Annotated in this window: 11 protein-coding genes; 9 read left to right on the forward strand and 2 right to left on the reverse strand. The window is 41.1% G+C overall.

All coding sequences use genetic code 11. The features are described from left to right. Positions 1-23 precede the first annotated feature (23 nt). A complete protein-coding gene (locus tag M2135_RS13315; RefSeq protein ID WP_280749009.1) occupies positions 24-1037 on the forward strand; it encodes a Gfo/Idh/MocA family oxidoreductase in 1014 nt (337 codons plus the stop codon). Positions 1038-1040: 3 nt separating this feature from the next. Here the strand turns inward: M2135_RS13315 and M2135_RS13320 are convergent, their stop codons facing one another. After that, positions 1041-2312, reverse strand: coding sequence for a DUF3843 family protein (locus M2135_RS13320; protein WP_280749010.1), 1272 nt, complete (start codon positions 2310-2312; stop codon positions 1041-1043). Positions 2313-2741: 429 nt separating this feature from the next. On the opposite strand from M2135_RS13320, the gene M2135_RS13325 reads away from it, so the two are divergent. From M2135_RS13325 to M2135_RS13360, 8 genes are all read left to right on the forward strand, one after another. Continuing rightward, positions 2742-4427, forward strand: a complete 1686-nt coding sequence (locus tag M2135_RS13325) for a peptidoglycan DD-metalloendopeptidase family protein (RefSeq protein ID WP_280749011.1) — start codon at positions 2742-2744, stop codon at positions 4425-4427. Between the two features lie 119 nt (positions 4428-4546). After that, positions 4547-6295, forward strand: coding sequence for a phospho-sugar mutase (locus M2135_RS13330; RefSeq protein WP_280749012.1), 1749 nt, complete (start codon positions 4547-4549; stop codon positions 6293-6295). An 86-nt stretch (positions 6296-6381) separates the two neighbouring features. Next, complete coding sequence (locus tag M2135_RS13335; RefSeq protein ID WP_280749013.1) at positions 6382-7278, forward strand: diaminopimelate dehydrogenase; 897 nt, start codon at positions 6382-6384, stop codon at positions 7276-7278. A gap of 37 nt (positions 7279-7315) precedes the next feature. Continuing rightward, entirely contained in the window at positions 7316-8191 is an 876-nt protein-coding gene (gene lgt / locus M2135_RS13340; protein ID WP_280749014.1) for a prolipoprotein diacylglyceryl transferase, read from the forward strand. Positions 8192-8194: 3 nt separating this feature from the next. Continuing rightward, on the forward strand, positions 8195-9388 hold the full coding sequence (locus M2135_RS13345) for an FprA family A-type flavoprotein (RefSeq protein ID WP_280749015.1): 1194 nt from the start codon (positions 8195-8197) through the stop codon (positions 9386-9388). A 17-nt stretch (positions 9389-9405) separates the two neighbouring features. Continuing rightward, positions 9406-10218: a glucosamine-6-phosphate deaminase gene (gene nagB, locus M2135_RS13350; protein WP_280749016.1), complete on the forward strand. Its 813-nt coding sequence runs from the start codon at positions 9406-9408 to the stop codon at positions 10216-10218. A gap of 369 nt (positions 10219-10587) precedes the next feature. Beyond that, positions 10588-12144: a HAMP domain-containing sensor histidine kinase gene (locus M2135_RS13355; RefSeq protein ID WP_280749017.1), complete on the forward strand. Its 1557-nt coding sequence runs from the start codon at positions 10588-10590 to the stop codon at positions 12142-12144. A 4-nt stretch (positions 12145-12148) separates the two neighbouring features. Next, positions 12149-12880: a response regulator transcription factor gene (locus tag M2135_RS13360; protein WP_280749018.1), complete on the forward strand. Its 732-nt coding sequence runs from the start codon at positions 12149-12151 to the stop codon at positions 12878-12880. A 111-nt stretch (positions 12881-12991) separates the two neighbouring features. On the opposite strand, the gene mnmA is transcribed toward M2135_RS13360, so the two are convergent. Further along, a complete protein-coding gene (mnmA, locus tag M2135_RS13365) occupies positions 12992-14068 on the reverse strand; it encodes a tRNA 2-thiouridine(34) synthase MnmA (RefSeq protein WP_280749031.1) in 1077 nt (358 codons plus the stop codon). Positions 14069-14273: the final 205 nt, after the last annotated feature.

A 14273-nucleotide genomic window follows, 5' to 3' on the forward strand; every position in this document is an offset into this window, starting at 1 on the left:
TGACAAAAAAACGAGTTCTACTTATGAATAAAGTACGCTTTGGTGTAGTTGGTACCAATTTCATTACCGACTGGGTCATTGCCGGAGCCCGGCAAGACGAACGTTTTGAACTAACCGCCGTCTATTCGCGGACACAAGAGACTGCGGACGCATTCGCAGCGAAACATGCTATTCCGCATACCTTCACCTCATTAGACGAGATGGCGAAAAGCCCGTTGATCGATGCCGTATATATCGCTTCTCCCAATTTTTTACACGCCTCACAAAGTATCTGTTGCATGAAACAAGGCAAACATGTATTGTGCGAAAAACCTTTTGCTTCCAATGCCCGTGAAGCCCAAGAGATGATTGCAGCCTCCGTCAAGTACAAGGTGACTTTAATGGAAGCGATGAAACCGACTTTAACGCCCAACTTCCTATCGGTAAAGAAAAACCTCGATCGAATCGGAACAATTCGCAATTATTTCGCCAGTTATTGTCAATACTCCTCACGCTACGATAAATTCAAAGAAGGGATTGTTTTGAATGCATTTAAACCGGAACTATCCAACGGCGCAATGATGGATATCGGGATCTATACGGTTTATCCGATGGTGGTATTGTTTGGCCGGCCGAATAAAATCGATGCAACAGGAGTGCGACTCTCCTCCGGCGTTGACGGACAGGGCGCTGTTAATTTCTCCTACGATCAAATGAACGCAACTATTCTCTATTCGAAGATCGCCAACTCGTCGTTACCAACAGAAATACAGGGTGAAGAAGGGAATATTACACTCGATCGGATCAATACCATCCGTCAGGTGACCTTTACCCCACGCCTGGCTGCCGCCTCCGGGAAAGGTTCATTACCGGAACCTGAAGACATTAGCGTAGTCACAGATAAAGATGAATATTATTACGAAATAGCCGAATTCATCGATCTAATTCTTGCCGGCAAAAGAGAATCTGCCATCAACAGTCAGACACACTCTTTCATTACGCTGGAGATTATCGATGAAGTCAGAAAGCAGTTAGGGGTCACCTATCCGGCAGATTAAAGACTACACATATCTTTGCGGGTACTCTCTTAAAAAGTAACGGACGATAAACCGCCAGTTATTCTGAATGATCGCTTTGCCTCGCTCGAACCCTTCTTCTGCAAAGATACTGGCATCTTCCAACATGCCACGTTCCATCATTTGTTGAAGTAGAAAAACACTACAATGCTTGATCAGAAAAAATGATACCGCCTTTTGTGGTTGTTTCTCATAAAATGGGTTATGTTCATCTTTAATCGCTTCCAGATCGGTAGAGAGTATCTGCACACCTTCCTCCGGAACAGCATACAATGCGAGTTTTTTCAACTCTTTCATTGTACTGGGGATATTAAAATCTTTCCCCATAGACATCCCCAGCTTCTGTGTCAGAAAATCAGTCATCTCACCGACCTGTGTAAAATAGACAATCGGCTGACCATCTGTTGTTTTAATAAATTTATTGTAATCTTTTTTACTTCTTTTCAGAACCTCTTCGGTTATTTTATTCACCGAACCATTGGCGATCTCTTTAAAAGAGGTTTTATCAGGATGTGCCTCCGGCAGAATCAATTCCAGCCATTGTGGAGCAGTAAGTGCCAACATCGCCGTCGGAGCATTATAGGCCAATCGCTGAAAATAGTGGGTAAACATCTGGTTGGCATTTTCCTTGGTGACATTCCCCTGCTCCCACAACATACGCATTGTGGTATTAAGTTGTTGCCCCGAATCAACCATCAGATAGGAGTCGTAATAGAACCAGAAAAGCAATGATTCATAAGCATCCTGCGCGTTATAACGGGTTTCCGGCGCAAAAAGCTTTTGCATTTTCTCATTCTCCGGTGCTTCGGCCCATTCGTCACTGAAAAGATGGAAAACCTGATCAGAGATCTCAGCCAGGATTACAGCTTCAGGATCTATAAACGTATTGGTATTTGTTCCATAATATTGTTGGGTGAAATGCCAGACAAGAAAACGTACATCTTCCAGATTCACTTCATCCATATAATACTCCTGATTTATCGGATAAAAAGGAAGGTAAGAGCCATATAATATATGATGTTGTTTGATAAAAGCCTGCCATATCCCCGTTTGCGACACAATATCCTCAAAATAGGCCGTCAGACGCATACAGATTTGCTTCGCCTCAGTACTGGTGTATGAATTAGTGAGTTCCGCCTTCCGGAAAATATCACAGATACGGTTGGCGATACCGGTATAGTAGATATCTACCTGATGCGTTTGAGTATATGGGTGGAATTCAAGCCATTCCTTCGGATAAATTTTTAGGTTCTTCATGGCATATCATTATTTATTATACGCTTCTTTATTTCAGATTGCGGCAAAGATAACGAAAAAATCAACTCTTGATCTTTTTGAAACAACTCAAACAAAAACCGGAAACATCTCATCGGTTTATTTGAGCATGTGAAGCACTTTTTTGTTAGAGGTACCTCTAAATTGTTTTAGACGTACCTCTAAATGAATTTACACCTACCTCTAAATTTGTTTAGACGTACCTCTAACAAAAAACAGAGGTAGGTGTAACAGAAAAACAGACAGAATGATGTTTTTATTTCTATGGGATAATGTAGAAAAAGCATGCTGACATTTCGAAAAAACCGGTTTATGAAACACCATCCGGTCGATCAATACGTTTTAAAGTATCTGTTTTCCTGACAATCCCAATATTTTGTGTAAGTTTGCCGTTAGACAAAGGATTGCTCTATGCGAAAACAGACCATACTCATACTAATCACCCTCCTCTTACTGAAAACAGGCAACGGATATAGCCAGGAACTGCGTAACCCTTTTGATTTTCCGATTCTGCTGAGTGGGAATTTTGGGGAATTGCGCAGCAATCATTTTCATTCCGGAATAGATTTCAAAACACAAGGAGCCGAAGGTAGAGCGATACATGCGGTACAGGAAGGATACATTTCCCAGGCCTCCGTTAGTCCCGGCGGTTATGGAAATGCTTTATACATCACTCATCCTGATGGGACAACGACCGTATATGCCCATCTGCAACGTTTTTCCGATCCTGTAGCCTCTTCCATCAAAGAGCAGCAATATATACAGGAAAAATTCGCTGTTAATATATTGTTTGAACCGGATCAATTTCCCGTAGAAAAGGGAGAGTTTATCGCATTAAGCGGCAATACGGGTAGTTCTGCCGGTCCGCATCTACACTTTGAAGTACGCGACAGCCATACGAAAGAAGTCCTCGATCCGATCGAGTACTACAAAGAAAGTATTACCGACAATAAACCACCTCGCATCCTGGGTATTATGATTTATCCCTTTGAAGGAGAAGGTGTCGTAAACGGCAGTAGACGAAAAAAGGAACTCCTCCCGACAGCCGGAAAAGACGGAACGCTGGTGATCAATCCGACAATTGAAGCGTGGGGTAAAATCGGTATAGGGGTAAAAGCGTATGATTACATGAACCATACGCAAAACATTTATGGCGTGAAAGAGATCGTATTAAAAGTCGACAGCCAACAAGTTTACCGCAGTTATATCGACCGTTTCGGATTGGATAAGACCCGATATATAAACAGTTTCATTGATTATGGCGAATGGATAAATAACCGCTCATTTTACATGAAAAGTTTTATGGAACCGGGCAACCGATCAACCTTTGCCGAAAGTGTCAACCGCGGAATAATTACAATAGATGAAAATCGTCCCTACCATTTGACATATATCCTGACTGATGCTTTCGGGAACTCGACTGAAATGTCTTTCCAACTGACAGGGAAAGAACAACCGATTCCTTCTCCTTATCAACAATCGGCAGAACTGTTTCATTGGCGCAGTGAAAATCGTTTCGGTGCTAAAGGGATCCGTTTAACTATACCTAAAGGCAACTTATACAAAGATTATTATTTCAAATACTCCGTAAAAGAAGACTCTACAACGCTATCCGCTACCCACCAATTACATGATGAACCTGTTGCTTTTCATCAAACAGCCGCTTTATCCCTACACATACAACATGACACATTGACCCATAAAGCGCAATACGGTATCGTTCAACTCCATAAAGGAAAAGCTTCATGGATCGGAGGGCATTACCGCGATGGCTGGGTGGATGCCAATATCAGGGAGTTGGGCACCTATAAAATAGCCCAGGACAAAATTGCACCGACAATTACTCCTCTCCAGTCAAACACCTGGGCAGATAAACACCGATTGGTATTCCGATTGACAGATAATTTGAGCGGCATTGCTCACTACAGAGGAGAGATAGACGGTCAATACGCACTTTTTGAAATGGACAACCGGTCTGTTATTACTTACCAGTTCGACAATGAACGCCTATCAAAAGGAGAACAACACCGACTTAAATTAGTGGCGAGTGATGCCTGTGGCAATGAAGCTTCTTATGAATATGCATTTACTTGGTAACTCCGGTATGCCCTAAAAATTGAGTGTGTTGCCAATACACGTATCAATTAATTTGTATATTTGTTTGCTTAATTATGCATAATTTACGAATAAATCATTTAGAGAATCAATAGAAAAAAATGGAAAACAAGGATTTATTGGAAATCGTCAAAAGTAAAGCGCAAGGTTGGCTTACTGAAAGTTACGATATAGAGACACGCACTCAGGTGCAAGCCTTACTGGAAAATGAAGATTCGACAGAATTAATCGAAAGCTTTTATAAAGACCTTGAATTCGGCACAGGAGGATTACGCGGAATCATGGGCGTAGGAACAAACCGAATGAACATATATACCGTTGGTGCAGCCACACAAGGGTTATCCAATTATTTGAACAAAGAATTTGCAGACCTTGATCAGATCAAGGTGGTTATCGGATACGATTGCCGGAACAACAGCCGAAGATTTGCAGAGATTTCTGCTGAAATATTTTCGGCCAATGGCATTAAAGTGTATCTGTTTGAGGACCTTCGTCCTACCCCGGAGATGTCTTATGTGATTCGTAAACTGGGATGCCAAAGCGGTATTATCCTGACTGCCTCACACAACCCGAAAGAGTACAACGGCTACAAAGCCTACTGGGATGATGGCGCACAAATGATTGCTCCACATGATAAAAACACCATTGCTGAAGTAAATAAAATCAGAAATGCCAGTGAAATCAAATTTAAAGGTAACAAAGCACTTATTGAAATCATCGGCCAGGAGATGGACAATGACTACGTACAGGCATTGACGACGATTTCACTTTCTCCGGAAGCTATTGCCCGTCACAAGGCGATGAAAATCGTATATACACCGATTCACGGTACCGGCGTTAAACTTGTTCCGGATACGTTAAAAGCATTTGGATTTACCAATATCATCCATGTACCTGAACAAGATGTGGTCAGTGGTGATTTCCCAACGGTTATATCGCCCAATCCCGAAGAACCGGCGGCGCTGGCTATGGCTGTCGAAAAAGCGAAAGAGACAGATGCCGAACTGGTACTGGCGACAGATCCGGATGCAGATCGCGTAGGGGCAGCAGTTAAAAATAATGATGGAGAGTGGGTCTTACTGAATGGCAATCAGACAGCCATGATGTTTGTCTATTACCTGATTACACGCTGGAAAGAGTTAGGCAAAATTGAAGGAAAGGAATACATTGTAAAAACAATCGTAACAACGGAAACGATTCGTAAGATAGCAGAGCAGAACGGAGTAGAGTTATATAATGTATACACCGGGTTCAAATGGATTGCCGACGTTATGCGCAAAAACGAAGGAAAGAAGAATTATATCGGTGGTGGCGAAGAGAGTTATGGTTTCCTCTGTGAAGAATTTGTTCGCGATAAAGATGCGGTATCGGCTTGTGCTATTCTGGCCGAGATGTCGGCCTGGGCAAAAGATCAGGGAATGTCTATGTATCAGCTGTTGCAAAAGATTTATGTAGAGTATGGCTATTCCAAAGAAGTCGGAATTTCTGTGGTCAAAAAGGGAAAAAGCGGAGCGGAAGAAATCGATGCTATGATGAAACGATACCGTGAAAATCCGTTACAGGAAATTGCCGGTTCAAAAGTAACTTTGGCTTATGACTTCAGCAAACTGAAAGGGTATAGTTATCATGAAAATGAAACAATTACACTAAATATGCCGACCACTTCCAATGTGTTACAATACGTCACAGAGGATTATACCAAAGTCTCTATTCGTCCTTCCGGTACGGAACCAAAAATCAAATTTTACTGCGAGGTGCATGCTAAAATAAAAACAGCGGAAGAATTCGACGAAGCCGAAAAAGCGGCAACGGAAAAAATTGAACAAATCAAACGCTCTCTAGGGATATAAAACCTAAAAAAAGAGAACCGGAGCATTCTTTCCGATTGCCTAATTATATTAACTTTGCAGGTGGTTAACAAAAAAATAACAACAATATGAAAAAAAAGAGAGCTGCCATTGTCGGTTTTGGTAATATCGGCAAATATGTATTGGACGCTATAGAAGCTGCTCCTGATTTTGAAATTGCAGGTGTCATCCGCCGTAATCCGGAGGATATTCCTGAAGTATTAAAAGGGTATACCGTCACCAATGATATAAAAAAACTGGAGAAAGTAGATGTGGCGATATTGTGTACTCCGACAAGAAGTGTAGAAAGTTATGCCAAAGAAATACTATCGTTAGGAATCAACACGGTAGACAGCTATGATATTCACGGTGGAATCGTTGATTTAAGAGGATCATTGCAGGAGGTAGCGACAAAAAACAGTACGGTAGCCGTCATCTCTGCCGGATGGGATCCGGGAAGCGACTCTGTTGTTCGTGCACTATTGGAAGCGATGGTTCCCAAAGGCATCACCTATACGAATTTTGGTCCCGGCATGAGTATGGGACATACGGTTGCGGTAAAAGCGATTGCAGGTGTCAAAGCGGCATTGAGCATGACGATCCCCTTGGGAACAAGTATTCATCGTCGGATGGTCTATATTGAAGTAGAAGACGGATATGATTTCAAACAGGTCGCTGCAACAATCAAGGCAGACGACTATTTTGCACATGATGAAACACATGTCATGCAGGTAGAGTGTGTAGACAACCTCTTGGATATGGGACATGGTGTCAATCTGGTACGCAAAGGGGTATCCGGAAAGACACAAAATCAATTGATCGAATTTGACATGAAGATCAACAATCCGGCATTAACCGCTCAGATTCTGATCGCTGCAGCACGCGCCAGCTTTAAACAACAACCAGGAGCATATACGATGATCGAACTTCCGGTCATTGATCTGCTTGATGGAGAAAAAGAAGACTTGATCAGGAGACTCGTATAAATCCGTCAACTGTTCAAATCATATAATAAACGAGATTATGATATTAAATGTAATACCTTCTTTCATTATCAATTGCCAACTGTCAATTGTCAATTTGTTCATCACTTGGACTGCTGATCCTGCGATATTCACAATCGGCTCGCGTGAGATTAGATGGTATGGCTTGGCTTTTGCAGTGGGGTTTGCTATCGGTTACTACATTGTTGACCGGATGTGGAAAAAAGAGCAATTACCGCAGCCATGGATCGATTCCCTGTTGATTTACACGCTTGTCGGTACGGTAGTCGGTGCGCGATTGGGACATTGCCTCTTTTACGCTCCTGAGTATTATCTGGCTAATCCCATTGAGATTTTAAAAATCTGGGAAGGAGGACTAGCCAGCCATGGAGGAACTTTAGGTATAATCATTGCCATTTATTTTTATTCCAGAAAAATTACGCATAGAAGCATGCTGTGGGCTTTTGATAAATTGGTGGTTCCCACCGGGTTAGTTGCCGCAATGATTCGTTTGGGCAATCTGATGAATCATGAAATTTACGGACATCCGACTGATCTGCCCTGGGGCTTTCGCTTTATTGAGAATATCCATGCATGGAGAAGAGGTGCTGAGCCTGTTTTTACCGCGCCGAGCCATCCGACCCAACTCTATGAAGCCATTTGCTATCTGATCACATTTGCACTCTGTATGTGGCTTTATTTCAAAAAAGATGCCTGGAAAAAAGAAGGATTCATTTTCGGTATATTTATGATCTGCGTTTTTGCATCACGCTTCTTTATTGAGTTTGTAAAAAATGACCAGGAAGCTTTTGAGGCATCAATGACATTAAACATGGGGCAATGGCTAAGTATCCCGTTTGTTATATTGGGTATTTGGTGCATCTGGAGAGCCCTTAGACAAGTAAAAAAAGCATAAGTAATGTACAAATTAAAAGAAATTGCCCCACAAGTTTATTATGTGGGTGTTAACGACCGCCAAAAAGCTCTTTTTGAAAACATGTGGCCTCTACCCGCTGGGGTCTCTTATAATTCGTATCTGATTGTTGATGAAAAGAGTGTGTTAGTAGACACTGTAGACATTTGCTACTCGGATATTTTTCTTAAAAAAATAGCTGATGCCTTGAATGGTCGTCTGTTGGATTATCTGATAGTCGATCATATGGAACCGGATCATGCCGGCAGTATTCGATTATTGCGTCAGCAATATCCCAATGTCCAGATCATTGGAAATAATAAAACGTTTGGTATGCTTCAGGGGTACCATGGTATCACTGATGGACTCCATGAGGTGAAAGAAGGAGACAAACTGAATATCGGAAAACATACGCTTAGTTTCTATATGTCACCGATGGTACACTGGCCGGAAGTGATGATGACTTACGATGAAACCGACAAAATTTTGTTCTCGGCCGATGCTTTCGGAACATACGGAACGTTAGACGGCGGCGTTATCGATACAGAGATGTCGGTCGATCATTATTGGGAAGAGATGATCAGGTATTATGCCAATATTGTCGGCAAATATGGCAATCCGGTTCAAAAAACGTTACAAAAATTAGCAGGACTAGAGATACAGACCATCTGTTCGACCCACGGTCCTGTCTGGCGTGAACAAAAAAACAAAGCGATCGACATCTACGACCGTTTAAGTCGCTATGAGGGAGAAAATGGAGTTTCCATTATTTATGGCAGTATGTACGGCCATACAGAACAAATGGCCGAAGCCATTGCTTCGTCTTTGAGTGAAAATGGCATAAAAAAGATTGTCATGCATCATGTCAGCAAAAGTCACTCCTCGAATATCTTAAAAGATGTGTTTAAATATAAAGGAGTTATCATTGGTAGTCCGACCTATTCCAACCAGTTATTTCCTGACCTCGAAGCTGTCTTAAGCAAAATAGAGTTGAGAGAAGTCAAAAACCGGCTGTTTGCTTATTTCGGATCTTTCTCCTGGGCTGGCGCTGCTGTAAAAAAGTTGGATGCATTTGGCGAACGCATGAAATGGGAAACTGTAGGAACTCCGGTTGAACAAAAACAAGGAATGAGTGTCGACAATTACGAAGCATGCCTTTTATTAGGCCAAGCAATGGCTGAACGAATAAATCAGAATTGATCTAAAATACGTTTATTATGAGACTTATTATTGAACCAAATTACGAGCAACTATCTAAGTGGGCTGCACATTATGTTGCAACAAAAATTAAAAAAGCGAATCCTTCGGCTGAGAAAAAATTTGTACTCGGTCTGCCTACAGGCTCTTCTCCATTAGGGATGTATAAAAATCTGATTGAACTGAACAAACAAGGTTTTATCTCATTTCAACATGTGATCACATTCAACATGGATGAATATGTAGGACTTCCGCAAAATCATCCGGAAAGTTATCACTCTTTCATGTGGAATCATTTTTTCAATCAGATTGATATTCAACCTGAAAATGTGAATATACTGAATGGAAATGCCGAAAATCTGGAAGAAGAGTGTCTGGCATATGAGGCAAAGATAAAGTCTGTCGGTGGTATCGACTTATTTCTGGGCGGTATCGGACCGGATGGGCATATTGCATTTAATGAACCAGGTTCTTCCCTGTCTTCCCGTACAAGAATTAAAACATTGACAACAGATACGATCATCGCCAATTCCCGCTTTTTTGATAACGATGTCAATAAAGTTCCCAAAACGGCTCTGACTGTTGGAGTTGGCACAATTCTGGATTCCAAAGAAATCCTGATTATGGTGAATGGTCACAATAAAGCCCGTGCGCTACAACAAGTCGTTGAAGGCTCTATCAACCAGATGTGGACCATTACAGCTTTACAATTACATCCGAAAGGGATCATTGTAGCTGATGAAGCAGCGTGTGCCGAACTAAAAGTGGGCACATATAACTATTTCAAAGATATAGAAAAGCAAAATCTCAGTCCGGATTCTTTACTCCGTTAACTGACAATTTTGCCCTTTCATCCATAGTTCGAAATAAAAAAGACTCTATTAAAAAACAGACTCACATCGTCTTTTAACGTTCGCTGAACTTAAAAACGAAAATCTGTTTGTCATTTTTTGTGATAGAAGTATTTTTTATTTCGAACTTTTTTATCTCTGACCGCAATCAAAAACGATCACTAAACGGCCTAAAATCGTTGCGAACCACACTTAAAGAACAAACAGACAAATCCAACTAATAATCAACCACATAACCAAAACACACAAACTATTATTAACATTTCAAACCTCCTGTTTTTACTTTTTTTGTGTAAATATTAAACTAAAATGGACTTTATTTGTTTTACTGTTAGAGATTGAATATAGCGTATGAGGAAGTCAACTATCTGGTTACTTACATTAGTAATGGCATTTGCTTTTACAGGTCTGTTATACCTGCAATTAAATTATGTAAGTATAATTCTGAGGACACGGAGCGAACAGTTTAACGAAATCGCCAAAAGAAGTTTACATCAGGTCTCTAAAAACCTGGAAGTAGACGAGACACGTCAATATCTGGAAGAAGATATGAAGCGGGAAGAAAATTACCTTTATCAGAATTCCCAAAATGCGCAAAGCCTGAGTCAGGTTATCAGTTCAGGGAAACTTCAGTTTGAATTTAAAGATGGTAGCGGAACGGTTCAACAAATAGAATTAAATAGTTTCAGTAGTAAAATTGAACCATTATCACCACTGGCCAGCAGAACACCGGGTAGCAGCAGCATAGAAAGCACCTCCAGAGATTTACAAAAAACATTGATCCGCAGATATCGCTATCAGCAGGGACTTATGGATGAAGTCATCTATGACATGCTCTATACGGCAAACCTCAAACCCATAGAGGAACGTGTTGATTTTAAAAAGCTAAACACTTATCTCAAAACGGAATTTGTGAACAACGGGTTGAACCTCCCGTTTGTTTTTACTGTTATAAACAAAGACGGAAATGAAGTATACCGTAGTGGAGAGATTCAAAAACAACCAATCGCATCTGATGTATTAACACAGATCCTGTTTGCTAACGACCCTCCCTCTAAACAAAATTACTTACGGGTATACTTCCCGACCAAACAGAAATACATCTCCAGTGAGATTACGTTTATCGTTCCGTCGATCATATTCTCATTGATACTATTAATCACATTTATTTTCACACTATACATCGTATTCCGTCAGAAGAAACTATCAGAGATGAAAAACGATTTCATCAATAATATGACACACGAATTGAAAACACCGGTATCTACCATTTCGCTTGCAGCGCAGATGTTAAAAGACTCGGATATCACCAAAAGCCCTGATGTGTTCAAACATATATCCGGAGTGATCAATGATGAAACAAAACGTTTAGGTTTTCTGGTCGAGAAAGTATTACAAATGTCACTGTTCGAACGTCAGAAAGCGGCATTTAAACTAAAAGAAATCGATGCCAATGACTTGGTGGCCTCCATCGCCAATACTTTCGCACTGAAAGTCGAAAAGTACGGTGGAACCATAGATATTGATCTGCGAGCAATCGATTCAAACATCTATGCCGATGAGATGCATATCACCAATGTGTTGTTTAATCTGATGGACAACGCGGTTAAATACCGTCGCACGGAAGCACCTCTCAAATTAATGGCACGCACATGGAATGATGGCGGGAAATTATTGCTTTCCGTTGAAGATAATGGTATCGGTATAAAAAAAGAACACCTTAAAAAAGTGTTTGATCGTTTTTATCGTATACCGACCGGAAATGTACACGACGTAAAAGGGTTCGGATTAGGACTGGCTTACGTGCGGAAAATAGTAGAGGATCATAGCGGGACCATACGTGCCGAAAATGGATCCGGAAATATTGGAACAAAATTTATTATTACTTTACCTCTTATAAAAAGTTAATTTTATGGAAGAAAAACTGAAAATCTTTTTTTGCGAAGACGACGAAAACCTTGGTATGCTTTTAAGAGAGTACTTACAGGCTAAAGGGTATGTTACAGACCTTTTTACTGATGGAGAAGCCGGATATAAAGGTTTTACTAAAGGCAAATACGACCTTTGTGTATTGGATGTTATGATGCCGAAGAAAGACGGTTTTACACTTGCACAGGAGATCCGTTCAATCAATCCTGATATTCCGATTATCTTTCTTACTGCCAAAACAATGAAGGAAGATATCCTTGAAGGTTTTAAAATAGGAGCCGACGACTATCTGACCAAACCGTTCAGTATGGAAGAATTATTGCTTCGTATTGAAGCAATCCTTCGCCGGGTAAAAGGAAAGAAAATGAAAGATATTCCTTTCTATAAACTTGGAAATTTCTTGTTTGATACACAAAAACAGACCCTTTCCATTGGTGATAAGGCGACTAAACTGACCACAAAAGAATGTGAGTTGCTTAGTCTGCTTTGCGCACATGCGAATGAAATTCTGGAACGCAACTATGCCCTCAAAACAATTTGGGTAGACGACAACTACTTCAATGCCCGCAGCATGGACGTGTATATCACCAAGCTACGTAAACTCTTGAAAGATGACCCGAGCATTGAAATCATCAATATCCATGGAAAAGGATATAAACTGATCACTCCATCCGGAGAAGACCAGACACGCGAAGATGGCATTCAGGTATTATAACCTCTTACAGATAAAACGAAAGGCCGGTCTACAACAGATCGGCCTTTTTTTATCCGGATTTTAGAAAAATTTATCTCCTTTTCACTCAGGACGACATAACCCTTTGCCGACTTATTCTGAGTCGTCTATAATCATGCCACTCCCAAAACAGAGATGATGTTCCTTGTCGTAAATGACCCCATACTGCCCAGGCGCGATTCCCTGTATCTTCTGATCCGATTCTATGCGGTAAAGATCACCTATCCTGCGGATCCGACCCGTCGAAAACTCAGGAGTATGTCTGATTTTAAACGTAATATCTTTACTCCCTTCAAATTCACCCCAAGGATCCTCAGTGATAAAATCAAATCCTTGTAAATTAATTGTTCGTCCGTATTGCGTGTCCGGATCATATCCGTTAGAGACATAAACGATATTCCGCTTAATGTCCTTGCGGATCACAAACCAAGGGCCTCCACTCAATCCCAACCCTTTGCGCTGACCGATCGTATGAAACCAATACCCGTTATGTTTTCCCAACACTTTCCCCGTTTCCAATTCGACAATCTTTCCGGGACGCATACCGAGATAACGCTCGATGAATTCGTTATAATTGATCTTTCCTAAAAAACAAATCCCCTGACTGTCTTTTCGTTTGGCACTGGGCAATTTCTGCTCCTCAGCAATTGCCCGAACTTCACTTTTCAATAAATGTCCGATAGGGAACATCAATTTCTGGATCTGCAGACGGGTGATCTGTCCCAGAAAATCGGTCTGATCTTTGAATGTATCTTTTGCTGTCGACAGCCATACCTTATCCGCTATTTCAGTTGTCGTGGCATAATGCCCCGTTGCAATCTTATCGAAATCTTTGCCCCAACGCTCCTCAAAACAACCGAATTTGATATACTTATTACACATCATATCCGGGTTCGGAGTCAGTCCTCTTTTGACCGATTCAATGGTATAACTAACCACCTGCTCCCAATACTCTTCATGCAGTGAAACTACCTCCATCCGGCATCCGTATTTACGGGCGATATAGGAAGTCATCTCGATATCTTCCTCCGCCGGACAATCGATATAACCGTCTTTATCCTCCATCCCAATACGGATATAGAAGATGGTCGGATCATATCCTGCCTCTTTCAACAGATGAACAACAACGGAACTATCCACCCCACCAGATACTAATGCTGCAATTTCCATAATCTTATTTTGCCTGTACGATTCATAAAAAGGAAACACAAGGAAGCCTTTTTGCCGTACAAAATTACACATTTCCACGCTGATAACACCACACAAGGTCATTTTTCCCTCACAAGAGACAGAATGAAACCATTCTACGAGATTCTGGGAACAACAGCAGTAAAAACCAGGAACATCCAATCAAGTTTTTTACACCATCAAAAAC

It is taken from the genome of Parabacteroides sp. PF5-9, from assembly GCF_029893105.1.
Taxonomy (GTDB): domain Bacteria; phylum Bacteroidota; class Bacteroidia; order Bacteroidales; family Tannerellaceae; genus JARXWG01.